This window comes from Hyphomonadaceae bacterium BL14 (assembly GCA_027627705.1).
In the GTDB taxonomy this organism is placed as follows: domain Bacteria; phylum Pseudomonadota; class Alphaproteobacteria; order Caulobacterales; family Maricaulaceae; genus Oceanicaulis.
In genome coordinates this window covers 1,686,160-1,704,651 of the sequence record CP091242.1, presented here as the reverse complement: position 1 = coordinate 1,704,651, position 18,492 = coordinate 1,686,160, and the positions used below count along the sequence as shown (strand labels likewise).

The 18,492-nt window shown below is 66.7% G+C and carries 20 protein-coding genes and 1 riboswitch; of the genes, 9 read left to right on the top strand and 11 right to left on the bottom strand.

All coding sequences use genetic code 11. The annotated features are described in order from the left end of the window. Positions 1–91: 91 nt before the first annotated feature. The gene (locus L2D00_08220; protein WBQ11834.1) at positions 92–931 is read right to left on the bottom strand and encodes a haloacid dehalogenase-like hydrolase; all 840 of its coding nucleotides are present in this window, start codon (positions 929–931) and stop codon (positions 92–94) included. Positions 932–1,021: 90 nt separating this feature from the next. Beyond that, positions 1,022–1,122, top strand: a riboswitch (TPP riboswitch). Between L2D00_08220 and L2D00_08215 the strand changes: the two genes are divergently transcribed. The 3 genes from L2D00_08215 (at position 1,114) to thiC (ending at position 3,992) form a co-directional block, all read left to right on the top strand. Continuing rightward, positions 1,114–1,563, top strand: a complete 450-nt coding sequence (locus L2D00_08215; protein WBQ11833.1) for an MmcQ/YjbR family DNA-binding protein — start codon at positions 1,114–1,116, stop codon at positions 1,561–1,563. Its footprint overlaps the riboswitch before it by 9 nt. After that, positions 1,560–2,048 carry a hypothetical protein gene (locus tag L2D00_08210; GenBank protein ID WBQ11832.1) on the top strand — a complete coding sequence of 163 codons (489 nt, stop codon included), beginning with the start codon at positions 1,560–1,562 and terminating at the stop codon, positions 2,046–2,048. Before L2D00_08215 ends, L2D00_08210 begins: the two co-directional genes overlap by 4 nt. A gap of 69 nt (positions 2,049–2,117) precedes the next feature. Beyond that, complete coding sequence (gene thiC / locus L2D00_08205; protein ID WBQ11831.1) at positions 2,118–3,992, top strand: phosphomethylpyrimidine synthase ThiC; 1,875 nt, start codon at positions 2,118–2,120, stop codon at positions 3,990–3,992. A gap of 239 nt (positions 3,993–4,231) precedes the next feature. Here thiC and L2D00_08200 read toward each other — a convergent pair whose 3' ends face one another. The 3 genes from L2D00_08200 to L2D00_08190 form a co-directional block, all read right to left on the bottom strand. Beyond that, complete coding sequence (locus L2D00_08200; GenBank protein WBQ11830.1) at positions 4,232–4,528, bottom strand: GIY-YIG nuclease family protein; 297 nt, start codon at positions 4,526–4,528, stop codon at positions 4,232–4,234. 762 nt (positions 4,529–5,290) lie between these two features. Further along, positions 5,291–5,437 (bottom strand): hypothetical protein, encoded by a 147-nt coding sequence (locus tag L2D00_08195; protein ID WBQ11829.1) that lies wholly within the window; start codon positions 5,435–5,437, stop codon positions 5,291–5,293. Between the two features lie 87 nt (positions 5,438–5,524). Then, entirely contained in the window at positions 5,525–5,941 is a 417-nt protein-coding gene (locus L2D00_08190; GenBank protein WBQ11828.1) for a pilus assembly protein N-terminal domain-containing protein, read from the bottom strand. A gap of 253 nt (positions 5,942–6,194) precedes the next feature. Here L2D00_08190 and L2D00_08185 point away from each other — a divergent pair, with 253 nt between their 5' ends. Next, positions 6,195–6,368, top strand: a complete 174-nt coding sequence (locus tag L2D00_08185; GenBank protein WBQ11827.1) for a Flp family type IVb pilin — start codon at positions 6,195–6,197, stop codon at positions 6,366–6,368. Positions 6,369–6,526: 158 nt separating this feature from the next. Continuing rightward, a complete protein-coding gene (locus L2D00_08180) occupies positions 6,527–7,030 on the top strand; it encodes a prepilin peptidase (protein ID WBQ11826.1) in 504 nt (167 codons plus the stop codon). Positions 7,031–7,033: 3 nt separating this feature from the next. Here L2D00_08180 and gloB read toward each other — a convergent pair whose 3' ends face one another. Continuing rightward, on the bottom strand, positions 7,034–7,801 hold the full coding sequence (gloB, locus tag L2D00_08175) for a hydroxyacylglutathione hydrolase (GenBank protein WBQ11825.1): 768 nt from the start codon (positions 7,799–7,801) through the stop codon (positions 7,034–7,036). 84 nt (positions 7,802–7,885) lie between these two features. Between gloB and L2D00_08170 the strand changes: the two genes are divergently transcribed. Further along, the gene (locus L2D00_08170) at positions 7,886–8,659 is read left to right on the top strand and encodes a methyltransferase domain-containing protein (GenBank protein ID WBQ11824.1); all 774 of its coding nucleotides are present in this window, start codon (positions 7,886–7,888) and stop codon (positions 8,657–8,659) included. After that, complete coding sequence (gene hisC / locus L2D00_08165) at positions 8,656–9,741, top strand: histidinol-phosphate transaminase (GenBank protein ID WBQ11823.1); 1,086 nt, start codon at positions 8,656–8,658, stop codon at positions 9,739–9,741. The genes L2D00_08170 and hisC overlap by 4 nt, the downstream gene beginning before the upstream one ends. Positions 9,742–9,836: 95 nt before the next feature. Here hisC and L2D00_08160 read toward each other — a convergent pair whose 3' ends face one another. After that, the gene (locus L2D00_08160) at positions 9,837–11,006 is read right to left on the bottom strand and encodes a phosphoserine transaminase (protein ID WBQ11822.1); all 1,170 of its coding nucleotides are present in this window, start codon (positions 11,004–11,006) and stop codon (positions 9,837–9,839) included. 179 nt (positions 11,007–11,185) lie between these two features. On the opposite strand from L2D00_08160, the gene L2D00_08155 reads away from it, so the two are divergent. Beyond that, entirely contained in the window at positions 11,186–12,088 is a 903-nt protein-coding gene (locus tag L2D00_08155; protein WBQ11821.1) for a DMT family transporter, read from the top strand. Positions 12,089–12,092: 4 nt separating this feature from the next. On the opposite strand, the gene pseB is transcribed toward L2D00_08155, so the two are convergent. Next, complete coding sequence (gene pseB / locus L2D00_08150) at positions 12,093–13,190, bottom strand: UDP-N-acetylglucosamine 4,6-dehydratase (inverting) (protein ID WBQ11820.1); 1,098 nt, start codon at positions 13,188–13,190, stop codon at positions 12,093–12,095. Positions 13,191–13,378: 188 nt separating this feature from the next. On the opposite strand from pseB, the gene L2D00_08145 reads away from it, so the two are divergent. Beyond that, positions 13,379–16,126: an SBBP repeat-containing protein gene (locus tag L2D00_08145; protein WBQ11819.1), complete on the top strand. Its 2,748-nt coding sequence runs from the start codon at positions 13,379–13,381 to the stop codon at positions 16,124–16,126. Here the strand turns inward: L2D00_08145 and L2D00_08140 are convergent. The 4 genes from L2D00_08140 to L2D00_08125 are packed head-to-tail and all read right to left on the bottom strand — an operon-like array spanning position 16,123 to position 18,460. Then, on the bottom strand, positions 16,123–16,587 hold the full coding sequence (locus L2D00_08140; GenBank protein ID WBQ11818.1) for a DUF6194 family protein: 465 nt from the start codon (positions 16,585–16,587) through the stop codon (positions 16,123–16,125). The genes L2D00_08145 and L2D00_08140 overlap by 4 nt on opposite strands. A 3-nt stretch (positions 16,588–16,590) precedes the next feature. Then, a complete protein-coding gene (locus tag L2D00_08135) occupies positions 16,591–17,034 on the bottom strand; it encodes a flagellar basal body protein (GenBank protein ID WBQ11817.1) in 444 nt (147 codons plus the stop codon). Continuing rightward, a complete protein-coding gene (locus L2D00_08130) occupies positions 17,031–17,354 on the bottom strand; it encodes a rod-binding protein (GenBank protein WBQ11816.1) in 324 nt (107 codons plus the stop codon). Before L2D00_08130 ends, L2D00_08135 begins: the two co-directional genes overlap by 4 nt. Beyond that, complete coding sequence (locus tag L2D00_08125; protein WBQ11815.1) at positions 17,354–18,460, bottom strand: flagellar basal body P-ring protein FlgI; 1,107 nt, start codon at positions 18,458–18,460, stop codon at positions 17,354–17,356. Before L2D00_08125 ends, L2D00_08130 begins: the two co-directional genes overlap by 1 nt. Positions 18,461–18,492 lie beyond the last annotated feature (32 nt).

The following is an 18,492-nucleotide window of genomic DNA, read 5'->3' as shown; positions in this document are numbered from 1 at the left end:
ATATCCCTCATTCGTTTGGGGACATTTCGCGCATTCCGGGGCCGGACGCGATGGGGCGCCTCGCCGCACCTGGGCCTGAGCCCCCGCCCTGTCAGCCGCGCTCCAGCGCCTTCAGGCGCTCCACCGCCGCAATCTTGTCGATGGCCGCAGCGACATAGGCGTCCAGTGCGGAGCCTTCGGTGAAATCGGCCTGGGCGGTGAAATGCACCCGGTGATCGGCTTTCAGCTGCGTGGTCTTGGCCGCCAGGGCCTCGTCTTCAGGCGGGTGCACCGCGATGGACACGCCGCCCTGTTCCTTGACCGTGCGCATGCACGGCACATCGGTATCGCCATCGCCGATATAGATCATGTTGCGGAACGGCACCGGGCGCTCGTCCTCGGGCACATAGCGGTTGACCGCCGCGTGGTCGCCGGGGTCCATCGCGCCCTTGTTGATGCGGAACAGGAACTGGGTCTTGTTGGTGTAGTTCACCGCCGCCGCCGCCCACTCGGGCACGTCATTGGCGTCGTATTTGAATTCCGAGGCGAAGATGGCGGCAAATTCCGGCCCGATGGCGCTGGCCGCGATCATCTCTTTGAGGCCCGACGAGATGATCACGTGCTGCACCTCCAGCCCCGCCGCCGCGCCGCGTTCGCGCTGACGGGCGAACCAGCCATCGGCCACGCCGGGGAAAAACCCCACGCGCGCGCCGTGGCGCTGGATGTCTTCCTTGCGGAATCGCACACCCTGCTTGCGCGCCGCCTTCACCATCTCGTGCATGTAGACCAGGATATTGTCGGCCTTGAGCCGCGCCGCATCGCCATTCACCCGCGCCCAGAAGGCGGCCTTGTCCTCGCCGATCTCCGGGATGAAGGAATGCTCCTGCATGGAGCCCGGCGACAGCGTGCCGTCAAAATCATAGGCGATGGCGAGGACGGGGCGCGGGCTCATGGGCCAAGTTCTAGGCCGCTTGCCCCGGCGCGCCAAGCACTCCGCGGCGCCCTTGCGCGCGGCACCCGGCGCGTGCGAGGTTCCCGCCATGAACGTTCCAAGGGGCGTCCCGTGACCATCACGGGGCTGAGACAGCACCCTCAGGACCGGATCCGGGTCATGCCGGCGTCGGGATGGAGCTTATGACGCGAGACGATTACAACACCCATTGCGCCGCGCTGCCTGCTGCGACCCATGTCGTCCAGTGGGGCGGGGCGCATGTGTGGAAGGTGGGCGTTGGCCCCGGCCAGACTGGCAAGGTGTTCGCCGTGGCCAGCCAGGATGCGGACGCGCCGCTCGCCGTCACCTTCAAATGCTCCGACATCGTGTACGAGGTGCTGCGCGATGCGCCCGGCTGCCGGCCGGCGCCCTATCTCGCCTCGCGCGGCATGCTGTGGATCCAGCGCACGTCCGACGCCAGCGTCAGCGATGACGAGCTGAAATCCCACCTCACCGAAAGCTGGCGCCTGGCCGCCCTCGCCCTCACCAGAAAGCGCCGCGCCGCGCTGGGGCTGGACGCTCTCTCACCCGCGCCCGCTGCCGCGCGCGTCCCGCCCCATCCTGACCCTTTGACCCCGGAGACTGACCGATGACCGTCATGCGCCTTGCCGGCTTTGCCGCCCTGTCCGTCCTGATCGCCGCCTGCAGCCCGGCCCCCGTGGCTGAGCAGGCCGCACCCGAGACCGCCGCGCCCGAGACCGCCGCGCCCGACACCGCCGCACCCGACACCGCCGCGCCCGAAGCCACAGGCCCCGCCGCCGCCGCCCTGCATGTTCTGCTGGTGGAGAACGCCGAGGATCTGGTCCCGTCCGACTGGACGACCGGCGAGCCGGTGTCGGAGACCTCCCTGTCCTACTGGGTGCTGCCCGCCCTGGATGTGGCCGAGACCCGCTCGGCCGTCTGCACGCCCCTGACCGAGCCCGCGCGCGCCCATGACTGCACGCTGAGCTTTGTGGCTGAGCCGGTGGAGGCGAACCGCCGCCCGGTGGAAGCCCGCTTCCGGTTCAGCGTGGCTGAAAGTCCCGATGGCGACCTCGCCCTCATCAGCCCGACTGTCCGCTGGGCCGTCACCGGCTGATCCCGCCCGCGCCCTTACCCGCCACGCCCAAACGCCCCTGACCCTTCGCCACCTTGAAAGCCCGATCCCATGAACAAGCCCGTCAGCCAGTCCGAATTTCCCACGCCCACCGTCACCACCGGGCCGCTGGCCGGGTCGCGCCGGGTGTTCACCCACCCGCAGGCCGCGCCGCATCTTAACGTGCCGCACCGGGAGATCGAGCTGCACCCCACGGCCCTGGAGCCGGCGGTGCGCGTCTATGACTGTTCGGGGCCGTACACCGATCCCGGCGCCAGCATCGACGTGGAGAAGGGCCTGACCCGCGCCCGCACGGCCTGGGTCACGGCGCGGGGCGGGGTGGAGGAATATGAAGGCCGCGCGCCGAGCGCGCTCGATAATGGCGGGGCGCAGGGGAAATACCTCGCCCGCGCCTTCCCGGTGCGCCACCGCCCCTTGCGCGCCACCGGGACCGGCCCGGTCACGCAATACGAGTTCGCTAAGCGGGGCATCATCACCGATGAAATGATCTACGCCGCTGAGCGCGAGAATATCGGGCGGGCGCAAGCCCTGCCCGGCGCCGCCGAGCGCCGCGCGGATGGCGAGGATTTCGGCGCGGCCATCCCCGAGTTTGTCACACCGGAATTTGTGCGCAGCGAGATCGCGCGCGGGCGGGCCATCATCCCGGCCAATATCAATCATGGCGAGCTCGAACCCATGGTGATCGGCCGCAATTTCCTGGTGAAGATCAACGCCAATATCGGCAATTCGGCCGTCGCATCTTCCGTGGAGGAGGAAGTCGACAAGATGGTCTGGGCCATCCGATGGGGCGCCGACACGGTGATGGACCTCTCCACCGGCAAGAACATCCACAACACCCGCGAATGGATCGTGCGCAATTCGCCCGTCCCCATCGGCACCGTGCCGATCTATCAGGCGCTGGAGAAGGTGGGCGGCGTCGCCGAGGACCTGACCTTCGACATTTTCGCCGACACCCTCATCGAGCAGGCCGAGCAGGGCGTGGACTATTTCACCATCCATGCCGGGGTGCGCCTGGCCTATGTGCCGCTCACCGCCAACCGCGTCACCGGCATCGTGTCGCGCGGCGGGTCCATCATGGCCAAATGGTGCCTGTCCCATCACAAAGAGAGCTTCCTCTACACGCGCTTTGACGAGATCTGCGAGATCATGCGCGCCTATGACGTGAGCTTCTCCATGGGCGACGGCCTGCGCCCCGGCTCCATCGCCGACGCCAATGACGCCGCCCAGTTCGCCGAGTTGGAGACGCTGGGCGAGCTCACCAAAGTGGCCTGGGCCCATGGCTGTCAGGTGATGATCGAGGGGCCGGGCCATGTGGCCATGCACAAGATCAAGGCCAATATGGACAAGCAGCTGGAGACCTGCGGCGAGGCGCCCTTCTACACCCTTGGGCCCCTCACCACCGATATCGCGCCGGGCTATGACCACATCACGTCGGGCATTGGAGCGGCCATGATCGGCTGGTTCGGCTGCGCCATGCTCTGCTATGTCACGCCCAAAGAGCATCTGGGCCTGCCCGACCGCGACGATGTGAAGACCGGCGTGATCACCTATAAAATCGCCGCCCACGCCGCCGACCTCGCCAAGGGTCACCCGGCGGCCAAGCTGCGCGACGACGCCTTGAGCCGCGCCCGGTTCGAATTCCGCTGGGAGGACCAGTTCAACCTGTCGCTGGACCCCGACACGGCCCGCGACTTCCACGACCAGACCCTGCCCAAGGACGCCCACAAGGTGGCGCATTTCTGCTCCATGTGCGGCCCGAAATTCTGCTCCATGAAAATCACCCAGGACGTGCGCGACTACGCGGCGGGCCTGTCCGAAAACGAAAAAGCCGATCTGGAGCGCCAGGCGGATGAGGCCTCAAAGGGCATGGCGGAGAAGGCGGAGGAGTTCAAACGCAGCGGCGGGGAGATTTATGTGGGGGAGTAGGGGGGGGGATGGGTCCCGGATATCCCCGGCTCAAGGCCGGGGCTTCCGGGAAAACAGGGGTGGGGAATCAAAACACCCATCTTGTTTTCCCGGGCGATCGGAGGGAGACCCGGGACCCAGCCACCGATGCTTTCAGCCGCTTGAGGGTTGGGTCTTATGGGGGATGGGTCCCGGATATTTGCTTCGCAAATTCCGGGAAAACAGGGATGGGGGATTTAACCAAAGCAGGGGAAGGGGGGTTAGAGCGTCAGGTCAAAGGTCAGATCGCGCCAGTCCGGGTTTTCGGTTTCGATCAGGGTGATCTTCCAGGCGCGCCGCCAGCGCTTGAGCCGGCGCTCGTGGGCGTACGCCTCCAGCACATCGTTATGATGGTCGTACCAGACGAGACGCGTCACCTTGTGCTGGCGCACAAAGGCCGAGCCGATCCCCTCGCGATGCTCCCACACCCGGCGCACCAGATCATTCGTCACCCCGGTATAAAGCGCGCCCTGCTTCCGGTTCGCCATGATGTAGACGTAGAAATTATAATCGCGCATAGCGCGAATATGATGCAGCGATCTCCCTCAAAACAACCCACCTTGTTTTCCCGGCCGAGCGGAGCGAGCGCCGGGAGCCATCCACCAATGCTTTCCGCCGCCTGGGCGGCTGAGATGTGTCGCGATGGGTCCCGGATATTTGCTTCGCAAATTCCGGGAAAACAGGGGGCGGGGGATCAAAACACCCATCTTGTTTTCCCGGGCGACCCCGGACTTGATCCGGGGGAGACCCGGGACCCATCCACCGAGGCTGTCCACCGTTGCGGCGGCTGAGATGTATCGCGATAGGTCCCGGATATGGGCTGCGCCAATTCCGGGAAGGCAGGGGTGGGGAATGGCCCCCCGCCATGCCGCCAGTCCGCCGCTTGTCCGCCCCTGCTGCGGGCGGGGCTATGGTAGCGCGTCCCGGATATGTCCGGGCGGAAGGCGGACCATAGCCCAGGGTGGAGGATGAGAACGGTAAGAACGGTAAGAACGGTAAGAGGACAGTCGCCGGACGGAGTCTCACCGGAGACGCTCACGCCCGCCCGCCCGGCGGGTCAGGCCGATTGGGACGAAATCACAGCAGCCTGCCGTGCTTTGACGGGCGGCCCGGGACCCGTCATCCCATACCGTCAGCTGCCGCGCTGGCTCCGATTAGGCGGGACGGGTCCCGGATTTGGGCCAACGCCCAGTCCGGAACAACAAACGGGCGCGTACCCGTTGCTGCACTTGGGCCCAAACCCATTCCGGAAATACAAGAAATGAGCGCGGCGCGGGCGCCTAGCTCTTCTTGTTGCCCAGATGCTCCAGCCCGCCGACCGATCCGGTCTTCTGTGAGGGCTGCGAGGCGTTGGTCTTTTTCTTCTGGTTCTTCTCGGCTTTGGGCTTTTTCGCCTCGCGGCCGGATTTTTGTTGGCCTTTGGCCATGGCGTGATCCTTTGCACCGAGGGCAAGGCCCTCAGCCGCGTTTATATGACGGATCGCCCCGTGCGGTCACGCGATTTTGCTGACGGCTCAGCCGCCGTCGAGCGTGTTCCACGCCGCGTCATTGGCCAGGGTGGGGATGGCCTGGCAGTCGGGCGCGCAGACATAGCTGGCGCGGGTATTGTTGCGGAACACCTGCACCACGCCCCGGTCATTGCCGGTGACGGAGAGGTCGGCGGTATAGAGCACGCGGCCCGCAGCGTTCAGCGCGATCAGATTGGTGCGCCCGAATTGCTTGCCCGTGATGAAGATGGTGCGCGCATCATAGAGATTGGCGTCAGCGATGGCCGGATTGCCCACCACAATGGCCGCCGCCTCGCCGGGCAGGCGGATCAGGGCGGCGTGGTCGGCGGGCACGCGGAACACCTGGGCCAGGGCGGGCGCGCCGGCGGCGGCCGTCAGGGCGAGGGTGAGGGCGAGAGCGGCGATACGGGCGCACAGGCGCATGGCGTCATCCTCATAGGAACACTCGCCCTGTTGTCGCGCGCGCGGATGAAGGAAGTCTAAACAGGGGCCCGGGAGGGTCCACTTGATTCACCGCGTGTAAACCATAGACCACACAAACGCGATTAACTCAAAATAAAGCATGGATTTTTACCCGCTTTAAATCGTCCTCGTGTTTACTCACATCACGTTCAGAGCGGGTCGGGACGGACTTGAGCCTCTGGGCTGGAAAAAAGAGCAAACGGAGTGGATGGACATGAAAAACCTGGTTTCGAAATTCTTCAAAGACGAGTCTGGCGCCACGGCTATTGAATATGGCCTGATCGCTGCCCTGATCGCCGTGGCGATCATCACCGTGGTCGGCCTGGTCGGCACCAACCTGGAAACGACCTTCCAGTCGGTGGCTGACGGCATCGTCGCGCCGGAGTAATCGGCGCCGCCCCAAGGGGCGTATTTGTCGGCGAACAGAGCCGTCCCGTCACCGGGGCGGCTCTTTTGCGTTCGGGCGGGGCCCCGTGTTGGGGAAGCCTTAAGCCCTGCGGGTACAGGCTGGCGCTGACGCACAGACCTTGAACGGGACGCACAGCCATGATCGCCCATATCCTCATTCTCGCCCTGGCCGGCCTGATGCTCGCCGCGGCCTGGCATGATGCGGCGCGCTTCATCATTCCCAACTGGATTTCCGGCGTGCTGGTGCTGGCCTGGATCCCGGCCGCGTTCACGCTGGGCTATGGCTGGCCGGGGGCGGGGCTGGCGCTGCTGACCGGGTTTGTGGTGCTGGCCGCGGGCATGGCGCTGTGGGCGCCAGGCTGGCTGGGCGGGGGCGATGTGAAGCTGCTGGCCGCCGGGGCGCTGTGGTTTGGCTGGCCGGACGTGGTGTCGTTTCTGGTGTGGTCCATGCTGGCGGGCGGCGTGCTGGCCCTGGTGCTGGTGCTGGCGCGCCGCATCGCCCCGGCGATCCCCCAAATGGCCGGGCGCCTGACCGGAACCGCGCTGGCACCGGGTGCGCCGGCCCCTTACGGCATCGCCATTGCCGCGGGCGCGCTGATCACCCTGCCGCGCAGCCAGATCTTCATGGCGCTGGGGCTGTAGGCTTCAGAACCTGTCCTTGCGGGCGCGCACCTCGCCATAGACCTCCCAGTCCTGCGCGGTCTCCAGACCCAGGCGGGTGCGCAAGCCCGCATCATCCCAGCGCAGAAACGGATTGGCCGCGCGCTCGCGGGCTATGGTCGTGGGCACGGTCGGCTCGCCGCGTGCGCGCAGGGCCTCGACCTCGCGGGCATAAGCCTGCAGGGCGTCATTGTCCGGATCGATGCTGAGTGCAAATCTCGCATTGGCCTGCGTGTATTCATGGGCGCAGTAGACGCGCGTGGTGTCCGGCAGATCACGCAGGCGCGCCAGCCCGGCCTGGGCCTGGCGCGGCGTGCCCTCGAACAGGCGCCCGCAGCCCAGCGCGAACAGGGCGTCGCCCACGAACACCACGCCTTCGGTCTCGAACCAGTAGGCGACCTGGCCCAGCGTGTGGCCGCCCACATCCAGAACCTGCGCCTCCAGCGCGCCGAGCCTGACCCGGTCGCCGGGCCTGACCGCGGCGTCCACATGGCCGATCTTGTCCGCTTCGGCGGCAGGGGCGGTGATGCGCGCGCCATTGGCCGCGCGGATGGTGTCATTGCCCCCGGCATGGTCCCAGTGATGGTGGGTGGTCCAGATCTCGCCGAGGCGCCAGCCCGCGGCGCGTGCTTCGTCCAGGATGCGGGCGGGTTCGGGTGTGTCGATGGCCGCGCACGCGCCGGTCTCGCTGCAGGCGATCAGGAAGCCGTAATTGTCCTGAAGGCAGGGAAACTGCCGGATCTGCAGGGCCATGACGACGCCCTCCTGTGCGCATGCCCTTACACGGGCGGGGGGCAGAGCCTATCATTATACACGACGCTATTGCGAGGCTCGCCTATGCGCACCGATGCGCTCGAAATCGACCGCTTCTACCGCTCCCCCCGCGGCCGCGCCGCGCGCGACATGGCGCTGCGCCGCCTGACCGCGCTGTGGCCCCAGGCCAAGGGGCTGGACATGCTCGGCTATGGCTTTGCCGGGGCGTATCTTGAACCCTACCGGGCCGAGGCGCGGCGCACCGTGGCCTATATGCCGGCCTCGCAGGGCGCTGTGGGCTGGCCAAAAGCAGCCCCTTCGCTCACCGCACTGGGCGAGGAGGCGCGCCTGCCCTTCAAGGAAGCCATGTTTGACCGGGTCGTGCTGGCCCATGCACTGGAAGAGGCCGAGGATCTGCGCCGGCTCCTGCGCGAGCTGTGGCGGGTCACGGCACCGGAAGGGCGCATCGTGGTGATCGCCGCCCACCGCGCCGGCCTGTGGGCGCGGTCCGAAGCCACGCCCTTCGGCCATGGCCGTCCGTTTTCGCGCCGCCAGCTATCGGACCTTTTGACTGGTGCCCTGTTCGAACCCGTGGCCTGGTCGCGAGCGCTCTATGCGCCGCCCTGGCGCTGGGCGTGCGGTCCGAAGACCGCGTCGGCGTTTGAAAGCGCGGGCGAGCGGGTGGCACCGGCCTTTGGCGGGCTGATCCTGGCTGAGGCGATCAAGCATGTGGGCGCGGTGCGTCCGGGCGGCTCGGCTGAACGTGTCCGGCGCCCCGCGCTTGAAGGCACCGCGCGCCCCGCGCTATCTCCCCGCACCAAGCCGTCCCATCCCGCCGCGAAAGACCCATCCCCATGACACTTCAACCCCGCCCCGGCCTTCTGGATATCAAGCCCTATGTGCCCGGCGCGGCTGCGCCTGCGGGCGCGGTGAAGCTGTCGTCCAATGAAAATGCGCTGGGCGCCAGCCCGAAAGCGGCTGAAGCCTTCAAGGCGGCGGCCGGGCGGCTGCAGCTCTATCCCGATGGCGGTGCCACCAAGCTGCGCGAAGCCATCGGCAAGGCTGAAGGGATTGATCCGGCGCGCATCGTGTGCGGCGCAGGCTCGGACGAGCTGTTGCAGCTGATCGGACGGGCCTATCTGGCACCGGGCGATACGGTGGTGCAAAGCCAATACGGATTTCTGGTCTACCGGCTGGTGGCTCTGCAATCGGGTGCTCACTGCGTCAGCGCGCCCGAGCGCGACTACACCGCTGATGTGGACGCGTTGATCGAGGCGGCCAGGCCCGGCGCGCGCATCGTGTTTCTGGCCAATCCGAACAATCCCACCGGCACGTGGATTCCCGGCTCCGAGGTGCGCCGCCTGCGCGAGGGCCTGCCCGAGGATACGTTGCTGGTGCTGGACGGCGCCTATGCCGAGTTTGTCGAGGCACCTGGCTGGGAAGACCCGATTGCGCTGGCGGACGCGTATTCCAACGTCGTGGTGACGCGGACGTTCTCGAAAATCCATGGTCTCGCCGCCCTGCGGCTGGGCTGGATGTATGGCCCGCAGGAGGTGGTTGACGTGATCCACCGCGTGCGCGGCCCCTTCAACGTCAACCTGCCCGCCATTGAAGCAGGCGTAGCCGCCATTTCCGATCCTGACTTCGTGCGCCGGTCCAAGCACCATAACGATCAATGGCTGGCCTATCTGACCCAGCAGCTCGGCGGGCTCGGCTTCGAGGTTACGCCGTCGGTGTGCAATTTCGTGCTGGTGCATTTCCCTGACGCACCAGGCCGGACGGCGGCGGACGCCGATCGCTTCCTGACCGCGCGCGGCCTCGTCGTGCGGGCGCTGGCACCCTACGGCCTGCCGAACGCCCTGCGCATCACCGTAGGGCTCGAGGCGCATAATCGCGCCGTAGTCGACGCGCTGACCGCCTTCCGCGACAGCTGGTCCTAGAGCGTGSGGCCTGACTGCGTCAGGCCSCACGCTCTGGCTCTATAAGCAGGAGCGCAATTTATCCGAAAACCGGTCCCCACTTTTCGGATTGCGCTCTAAGCGATCTCCAGCTCTTCCATCGCCGTTTCATAAGCCCAGTCCAGCCAGGGGCCGAGGGCGGCCACGTCGTCAGTGTCCACGGTGGGACCGCACCAGATGCGCAGGCCCGCCGGGGCTTTCGGGTGCGGGATGACGTCAAACGCCGCGCCTTCGCGGTCCAGAAGCAGCCCCATGCGCCGCGACACCGCCCAGCGCTCTGCATCAGACTTGGCGGCGAGTTCCGCGCTGGCGAATTTGAGCGTCACCGAGGTGGTGGACCGGGTCGCCGGATCCTCGGCCAGGAAATCGATCCAGGACGCGCTGTCGACCCACGATGCGAGCGCTGCGAAATTGGCGTCGGTGCGCGCGATCAGTGCCGTGACGCCGCCCTCGCGCGCGGCCCATTTCAGACCGTCGAGATAATCTTCCACGCACATCAGCGACGGCGTGTTGATGGTGGAGCCGGCGTAGATGGCGGCGTCTTCAGCGCCCGCTTCAAACAATTGCAACAGGCGCGGCACCGGCCAGGAGGGACGGTAGTCGCGCAGGCGTGCCCGGGCGCGCGGCGACAGGATGGCGATGCCGTGCTGTGCCTCTCCGCCCAGGCATTTCTGCCAGCTGAAAGTCGTGACGTCGAATTTCTCCCAAGGCATGTCCATGGCGAAGGCTGCCGACGTGGCATCGCAGATCGTCACGCCCTCACGGTCGTCCTTGATCCAGGCGGCTTCCGGTATCCGCACGCCCGCCGCGGTGGCGTTCCAGGTGAAGACCTGATCATGGGCCGGATTGCTTTGGCTGTAATCGGGCGCACGGCCGTAGGGTGCCTCATAGGCGTTGAGCCCGGCAGGTTTCAGCTCGTCGCGCAAATCCACCAGCCAGCGCCGGCCGAACTCGTCACAGGAAAACACATCCACGGGCCGCGCACCGGTCATGGACCACAGCGCGCCTTCCATGGCACCGGTATCGGACGCAGGCAGGATCACCACCTTGTAGTCAGAGGGTATTTCCAGCACAGCCGCTGTGCGTTCCAGCGCTTCGGCCAGGCGCGCCCTGGGCATGCCGGCGCGGTGATTGCGGCCCAGCGGCGCAGCCGCCAGCGCGCTCCATTCCCAACCCGGGCGCTTCTTCGTGGGGCCGCACGAAAAGCGGGCGTCGGACGGGCGCAGGCTGGGTTTGGAGCGGGCCATGACGATTCCCCCGGCTGTCTGGTTTGCAGTCCATTGCGGTAGGCCTTCGCGCGTGCAGCGTCAAATCCTGTCTGGGGCGGCGGCTTGACGCGGGAGCGGCGCACGCCTACCGGCACGGCCATGATCAACCCTGAACGCCCCTCGACCGCCCGCGCCTTCCATGGCCTGGAGCGGCCCTCGTGACGCCGGACAAGCCGGGTCTCAAGGGCTGGGGCGGACTGTTCCTGCTGGCGCTCCTGTGGGGCGGGGCGTTTGCCTTCATCACAGTCGGGGTGGAGACCTTGCCGCCGTCTGTGGTCGCGTTCGGGCGCCTGGCGCTGGCAGCGGCCGTGCTCACTGTCTGGGCGGTGGCGCAGAAGCGCTATCTCCCGCCCCTCGCCGACCGGCGCTGGCTGTGGTTTGCCGGGCTTGGCCTGTTCGGCAATGCGCTGCCTTTCACCCTGATCGCCATCGGCCAGCAGACCGTGCCGTCGGGCGTGGCAGGCATTCTGATGGGCATGACGCCGCTGGCCATCATCATGGCTGCGCACTTCGTGTTGCCCGGCGAGCGGATCAATGCCTGGAAAGGGGCTGGCTTCCTGATCGGGTTTTCCGGAATCGTGCTGCTGACGGGACCGTCCGCGCTGGCGGGCATGCTGGAGACCGATTTTCTGGCGCAGATGCTGATTTTCGCGGCCACACTGGCTTACGCCACCAACGCCATCATGTATCAGCGCATGCCCGAGACGCCGCCCATCACCGTCGCGGCGGGATCGCTGATCTGCGCCTCAGTGCTGACCTTGCCGCTGGTGATCTGGGATGGGGCGACCGGCGCCGCCATGCAGCCGAGCCTCAATTCGATTCTGGCCGTGATCGCGCTGGGCCTTCTGCCGACGGCGCTGGCAACCATCGTTTACATGGGCATTGCCCGGAAGGTGGGTGCGGCCTTTATCGCGCTGATCAATTATGCCGTGCCGGTGGTGGCGGCCATGATCGGGCTGCTGCTGGGCGAATCGCTGGGCCTCACTGCCTGGCTGGCGCTGGGGATCATCCTGTTGGGCATTTTCATCGCCCGGCGCGGCACCCGTCGCAAAGACGTCTAGGTGTCTAGACGGCCTTGACCGCGGCAGGCCGCAATACCGGGCGGGTCAGGCCCAGCAGCGCCTGAAGGCCGGGTATATCCAGCTGTTCGGGATTGTTGTCCGACGAATAGGACCAGCCATCACGCACGGCCCGCGCGCCCGCTTCCTCCCAGGCGCGGCGCACCGCGTCACGGCCTTGGGCGATCACCACATAGCGGTCTCCGGCATCCAGCGTGGAGCGCGAATCATCCGGCGTGATCATCACTTCGTGCAGCTTCTCGCCCGGACGCGCGCCGACAATGCGGTGGGGCAGGGTCGGGGCGATGGCGCGGGCCAGATCAATGGTCCGCATGGAGGGCAGTTTGGGGACGAACACTTCGCCGCCCTGCATGTCTGACAGAACGGACAGGACGAAGTTCACGCCCTGATCGAGGGTGATCCAGAACCGTGTCATGCGCGGGTCGGTGATGGGCAGATCGCGCGCACCCTCTGAGACAAGGCGCTGGAAGAAAGGCGCGACCGAGCCGCGCGATCCCACCACATTGCCGTAGCGCACTACCGAAAACCGCGGGCCTTGCGCGCCCGCCAGAGCGTTGGCGGCCAGGATGATCTTGTCAGACGCCAGCTTGGTCGCGCCATACAGGTTCACAGGGGCCGCGGCCTTGTCCGATGACAGCGCGACCACCCGCTCCACGCCATTGGCGATGGCGGCGCGCACCACGTGCTCGGCACCGTGGATATTGGTCTGCACGCACTCGAACGGATTGGCCTCGGCGATGGGCACATGCTTCATCGCGGCGGCGTGGATGACGATGTCCGCCCCGCGCATGGCTTCGGCCACGCGCGCGGCATCGCGGACATCCCCGATCATGAAGCGTAGCCACGGATAGGCGTCAGGGCTGAAGCGCTGGGCTGTTTCGTATTGTTTGAGCTCGTCGCGCGAGAACACCGTGAGCTGGCGCGGCTTGAAACCGCGCGACACGGTGTCGAGAAACTGATGGCCAAACGAGCCGGTGCCGCCGGTCAGGAAGATGGACCGCCCGGTCAAATCACAGGCTGTGCCGGCGAAGTCGCGCAAGGTCGAGCCGTGCGCATCGCGCGATGCTCCTGCTGATCCGGCCATGAAACGCGCCCCGCAAGTGATTCTCTTCACGTCAGTCTAACGGTTGACGCCAGCGGGTTAACGCTCCGTTTGTATTACGGCGCGAGAAGGCTTCGACGTGCGCAATCCTAACCAATTGTCAGCGCTTTGAGCGCCATACTGCGCGCGGGCGGCGTCTGTGCGCCCGCTGGACAAGAATCAGACAGGACATGGCGTTCTCGGTCGAACTGCTTGGCGCATGGTACGGGGCTCAGTCTGCCCGGCAGTTTGCCGGCCAGTCGAACGCTGCGCGCGCGCCGGCGGCCGGGCAAGGTGACCAGAGCCGGAGCAGCGCCCAAACCCTGCCGCCCTGGGATGCGCGCGGGTCAATCACGGCGCTGGAAACCCTGCGTCGTCAGGTGCTGGGTAGCGGACGCTTCTTTGACGCCTCGCTGACCAACGCCTCCGGTCCCGGCGTCAGCCGGGATGAGCAGCAATTATTCGCCATGTATCAGGGCCTGCGCGGGCTGCAATCGCTGGCCGACGCGGCCATGCAGCGCAATGTCAGCGAGTTGGACAGCAAATTCTGGCAGCGCCGCTTCAATGAAGGCCTCGAACAGCTGGGCGGGTTCTTTCAGGATCTGGAGCTGGAAGGCGTGTCCGTGCTGCGCGGCAAGGAGCTGAGCAAGGCCGAGAGCGAACTCGCAATCTCGCGCGGTCTGTCGGCATACTCAACCGCCGCCATCCATACCGGCGCGTTTGACGCCGAGGTGGCGGCGTTTCAGGGCGATGCCGCCTTCACCATCACTGTGCGCAAAAATGGCGACGATACCGATGTGGCCATTGACCTGGCCGATCTCGGCGGCACCCCGCGCACGCTCGACAACGTGATCGGGCTGATCAATCAGAAACTTGAAGACGCCGAAATGCTGACCCGGTTCGGGCGCCAGCGCGTGGGCACACCCAATGAAAACGGCGTGGTCGAAGGCGATGACTGGGGCTTTAAAATCCAGGGCATTTTGACCGAACGCATCAGCTTTTCCGCGCCGGCCTCTGCGCCCACGGTCTGGCTTGCCGGAGTGAGCGGGGCCAAGGAGGCGGCGTCCGGTCAGCTCACCCGGATCAGCGGGCTCAGTGACGGCGGCCAGACTGATTTTACCCGCCGGATCGAGGCCGATCCGGATGTGGCCGAAACTACCAATGACAAGGGCGACACCAAAACCACCCAGACCAGCAATCCCTTGCGTATCCTGGACACCGCCCAGGCGGCTGATGGAGGCATCTATGTCGTGGGCCATGGCGCGTCCAGCGTGGCGGGCCAGGCGCTCAAGGGCGAGCAGGACCTGATCCTTCAGCGTTTTGACACCACGGGCAAGCTGGTCTGGACCCGCGCGCTGGGCGCGGCGCAGAGCGCCTCAGGCGCGTCGCTGGCGGTGGACGGGCAGGGCAATGTGATTGTGGCCGGCTCGGTGACCGGGGCGCTCAGCGGTACCAACGCCGTGGGCGGTGAGGATTCGCTGGTGGTGAAATTCAATGCCGACGGCGTGGAGCAATGGGCTCAGCGCTTTGGCGGGCAGGGCGATGACCGCGCGCTGGCCGTCACCGTGGATGATGCCGGCAATGTTTTTGTGGCCGGCGAGACCCGGTCCGGCTTCGGCGGCATGGCCCACCAGGGAATGGTGGACGGCTATGTGCGCGCCCTCAATGCCTCCGGTGCAACCCTCTACACCCGCGCGATAGAAGCCGGGGCCGGGGTGGAGCGCGTGCGCGCCGTGGCCATGGCTGCCGATGGCGGGCTTCTCACCGCCAGCGAAGTCGATGGCCGCGCGGTGCTCGCCAAGTTCGCATCCGGCGATGACGGGACCGGCGCGCCGGTCTGGCGCCTGGATATGGGCGATCTGGATGGCGGGCGCATTGCGGGCCTGGCCGTGGACGCCGATGGCGCGATCAATCTGGCGGGCTCCGCCGGGGCGGGCTTTGCGCCGGGCACGGTCATCAATGCCAATGCCGGCGGGCGCGATGCGGTGCTGGTGCGTCTCGAAGACGGTGCCGCGCCGGCGGTGAGCTATGCGACTTTCCTCGGCACCGAGGGCGACAATACCGCGGCGTCGGTGAAGACGGCGGGCGGCAAGGTTTACCTGGCCGGAACTACATCCGGCGCGCTGCCCGGTTCCCAGCAATCGGGCGAGCGCAACAGCTTTGCAGCCGGGTTTGACGCGGCCACCGGCGCGCTGGAGTGGACACAGCAAGTCTCAGGTCGCGGCGGCCTGTCGGAAGCGACAGGCCTCGTGGTGGATCAGGGCGGGGATTCCGTGCTGAACCGGCTTGGCCTGCCAAACGGAGCCATCGCCTACGCTGACAGCCGTGCGATCAATCAGCGCTCGTCGGTGCGCGCAGGCGATCATTTCTTCATCTCGGTGGATGGCGGGCGCCAGCGCCGCATAGAGATCGGCCCCAACGAGACCATGCGCTCGCTGACCTTCAAGCTGAATGCCGTCATGCTGTTCAATGGCTCGGCCGATGTGCGCCGCTCAGGCGCAGGCGACATGCTGCGCCTTGCGCCCAAACCCGGCGTCACGATCGAGCTGACAGCCGGGGCCGATGGCCGCGACGCCCTGTCCGGCCTCGGCCTGCCCTCGGGCAGCATCACCGGCAAGGCCTCCCTCCTGGCCCGCTCTGATGACGCCACTTCGGACTCCCCCACCGTGTTCGCCCTCGAGCTGCCCGACCGCCTGTCGATCTCCGATCGCAGCACGGCCCAGGCCGCCTATGAGGCGCTGTCGGCTGCCCAGGCCAAGATCCAGCGCGCCTGGCGCGACTTGACCATGGACCCGGCTCTCAAGGAGATGCTCAAAGGCCCGGCCAACGGCAAGCGCGGCGGAACCGTGCCGAGTTATCTCACCAGCCAGATCGCCAATTACCAGGCCGGTCTCGACCGGCTGATGGGCGGGGGCGGCAATACGCTCGGGTTTTTCTAGGCCGGACCGAGCTTGTGCACCCGGGCGTCGAAACCCGCACGGGCGCGGGCATAGGCGTCTTCGATCAATGCCCGGTGCCGGTCCAGCACAGCCTGATCCGGGCACAGCATGGCGCACCAGCCCATCCAGCCATAGACGGGATGGGGCGTGAGCTGGTTGAGCGCTTTGAAATCCCAGTCCCCGGCGATGATCCCGCCTTTGGGCGGCCTTGCGGGCAGCGGTCCGAACAGGGCCGCATACCGGGTCTTCGACACCCCGAAGCTCAACCGCCAGACGCCCTCGCGTGACAGCCCGGACGCCGTATCATTAGGCCCATCCGACCGTTTGATGGTGGCGAAATAGGTGCCGTTCGAGAACTGCCGGCCCGGATTGTAGTAGTAAGACGTCTCACCCCAGCTCGGCTTCGGGGCGATGCCTTCGAAGCTTTCCAGCAGCGCAGCGGCGTGCGCGGGGCTGGTCACGCCTCAAGCCGTCTGATTGCACGCCAGCGCGCCCACGGCGCCGTAGCGGGCGGCGGACGGACCGTATCCGGCCTGGGACTGTTTCTGGCGCGAGGCTTCCTCGGCGATGGCGCGCACCAGGCCTTCGGTGAGCACTTTGAGCGCTTCGACCGAAGCGTGATTGCGCGCCAGCGCGGCGTTGAATTGCTCGGTCGCCGTGCGAAGCCGGCCTTTCAGGGCAGGGGCAAGCCCCGCCAATCGCTCCGGTTCGCGCGCCGCGCGCTGGGTCTCGGCGCGGTAGAGTGTGGCCAGGCGCATTTTCTCGGTCTGAAGATTCACCGCCTCATGGGGGCGGCGTGCCTCGAACAGATCGGTTTCCTGTTCCAGCAAGACCGTGAGGCGCGATGTCAGACGGATCATAGCCTCTGCGCGTTCGGCGGGTGTCTGGGCGGCGAGCTCGGTGGTCACGATCCGGCCTCCTGATATCTGAGCATTTCACGCGCCAGGGAATCGGCCAGGCCAATGCCACCGGCCCGCGTGATCACCTTGGCGTACTCTTCATTGAGCATGGAGCTGAACGCCGCTTCGCCGGGCCCGCCGCCAAAGCTCGACTGGGTGGTTTCGCCCATCATCGCTTCAAGCACCTGGGCCAGGAAGACCGACTCGAAGTCCTCAGCCGTTGCGCGCAACTGATCTGGCGTGCGGGCCTGACGTGCCTGTGTTCCGGCCGGTACCGAACGCGCCGACAGCATGGCCGCCTGTATCTGGGCGTCGAGAAGGCCGTCCATTACAGCACCTCGATATCGGCTTGCAGCGCCCCTGCGGCCTTGATGGTCTGCAGGATCGTGATCAGGTCGCGCGGGCTGACACCCAGCGCGTTGAGCCCGTCGACCAGTTCGCGCAGCGTCACGGTTCCTTGAAGCACGCCCATCTCGCGCATGTCTTCCTCCACCGCGACATCGGTGCGCGGCAGGACGACCGCCTCGGCCTCGGTGAACGGCGCCGGCTGAATGGCGATCGGGCTTTCAGAGACCGTAACGGTCAGCCCGCCCTGGGCGATGGCGACGGTGGAGACACGCACATTATCGCCCATCACGATGGTGCCGGTGCTTTCGTCGATCACCACGCGCGCGCGCATGTCGGTCTGGACGCGCAGCTGCTCCACATCGGCCAGCAGCGACACCATGTCCCCGCGAAAGCTCGCAGGCCGGATCAGTGCGACGGTAGAGGGGTTCTGCGCTGCGGCAACGCCGGAGCCCAGATAGGCGTTGATCGTGTCGGCCATACGCCGGGCAGTGGTGAAATCGGGATTGCGCAGAGACAGGCGGATCTCGTTGCGACCGGCGAGATCAAATTCCATCTCGCGCTCGATCACGGCGCCATTGGCGATGCGCGCCGTCGTGGGCACGCCGCGCGTAACGCTGGCCGCCTGGCCGCCGGCTGCGAAGCCACCGGCCGCGACCGAGCCCTGCGCCACGGCGAACACTTCGCCATTGGCACCCACCAGCGGGGTGGCGATGAGCACGCCGCCTTGCAGGCTGCTGGCATCGCCCAGCGCCGACACGGTCACATCGATGCGTGTGCCCTGCATCGAGAAGGGCGGCAGCTCGGCCGTCACCATGACGGCGGCGACATTGCCGGTGCGCAGATCGGCTTCGCGTACATTGATATTGAAGCGCTCCAGCATGGAGTTCATCGCCTGACGGGTGAAGGCGGCATTGCGCAGCGTGTCGCCCGAGCCGTCGAGACCCACCACCAGGCCGTATCCGACCAGCTGGTTTGATCGCACGCCCTCCACATCGGCGATGTCCTTGATGCGCGGATTGGCGTGGGCCGCCGCTGCCAGGCTGGCGCACAGGGCCAAGGCGGTCAGGAATATGACTGGTCTCATCATGGCGCACGCATCTCCGGCAGGCTCCTGTACGC

What these genes read in the sequence shown, in the direction of transcription:
- thiC (WBQ11831.1), top strand. Translation starts at nt 2,118, where the DNA reads ATGAACAAGCCCGTCAGCCAGTCCGAATTTCCCACGCCCACCGTCACC.
- L2D00_08190 (WBQ11828.1), bottom strand. Translation starts at nt 5,941, where the DNA reads ATGCGCCTGTGCGCCCGTATCGCCGCTCTCGCCCTCACCCTCGCCCTG.
- L2D00_08185 (WBQ11827.1), top strand. Translation starts at nt 6,195, where the DNA reads ATGAAAAACCTGGTTTCGAAATTCTTCAAAGACGAGTCTGGCGCCACG.
- L2D00_08145 (WBQ11819.1), top strand. Translation starts at nt 13,379, where the DNA reads ATGGCGTTCTCGGTCGAACTGCTTGGCGCATGGTACGGGGCTCAGTCT.
- L2D00_08180 (WBQ11826.1), top strand. Translation starts at nt 6,527, where the DNA reads ATGATCGCCCATATCCTCATTCTCGCCCTGGCCGGCCTGATGCTCGCC.
- hisC (WBQ11823.1), top strand. Translation starts at nt 8,656, where the DNA reads ATGACACTTCAACCCCGCCCCGGCCTTCTGGATATCAAGCCCTATGTG.
- pseB (WBQ11820.1), bottom strand. Translation starts at nt 13,190, where the DNA reads ATGGCCGGATCAGCAGGAGCATCGCGCGATGCGCACGGCTCGACCTTG.
- L2D00_08200 (WBQ11830.1), bottom strand. Translation starts at nt 4,528, where the DNA reads ATGCGCGATTATAATTTCTACGTCTACATCATGGCGAACCGGAAGCAG.
- L2D00_08170 (WBQ11824.1), top strand. Translation starts at nt 7,886, where the DNA reads ATGCGCACCGATGCGCTCGAAATCGACCGCTTCTACCGCTCCCCCCGC.
- L2D00_08210 (WBQ11832.1), top strand. Translation starts at nt 1,560, where the DNA reads ATGACCGTCATGCGCCTTGCCGGCTTTGCCGCCCTGTCCGTCCTGATC.
- L2D00_08195 (WBQ11829.1), bottom strand. Translation starts at nt 5,437, where the DNA reads ATGGCCAAAGGCCAACAAAAATCCGGCCGCGAGGCGAAAAAGCCCAAA.
- L2D00_08125 (WBQ11815.1), bottom strand. Translation starts at nt 18,460, where the DNA reads ATGATGAGACCAGTCATATTCCTGACCGCCTTGGCCCTGTGCGCCAGC.
- gloB (WBQ11825.1), bottom strand. Translation starts at nt 7,801, where the DNA reads ATGGCCCTGCAGATCCGGCAGTTTCCCTGCCTTCAGGACAATTACGGC.
- L2D00_08215 (WBQ11833.1), top strand. Translation starts at nt 1,114, where the DNA reads ATGACGCGAGACGATTACAACACCCATTGCGCCGCGCTGCCTGCTGCG.
- L2D00_08130 (WBQ11816.1), bottom strand. Translation starts at nt 17,354, where the DNA reads ATGGACGGCCTTCTCGACGCCCAGATACAGGCGGCCATGCTGTCGGCG.
- L2D00_08160 (WBQ11822.1), bottom strand. Translation starts at nt 11,006, where the DNA reads ATGGCCCGCTCCAAACCCAGCCTGCGCCCGTCCGACGCCCGCTTTTCG.
- L2D00_08220 (WBQ11834.1), bottom strand. Translation starts at nt 931, where the DNA reads ATGAGCCCGCGCCCCGTCCTCGCCATCGCCTATGATTTTGACGGCACG.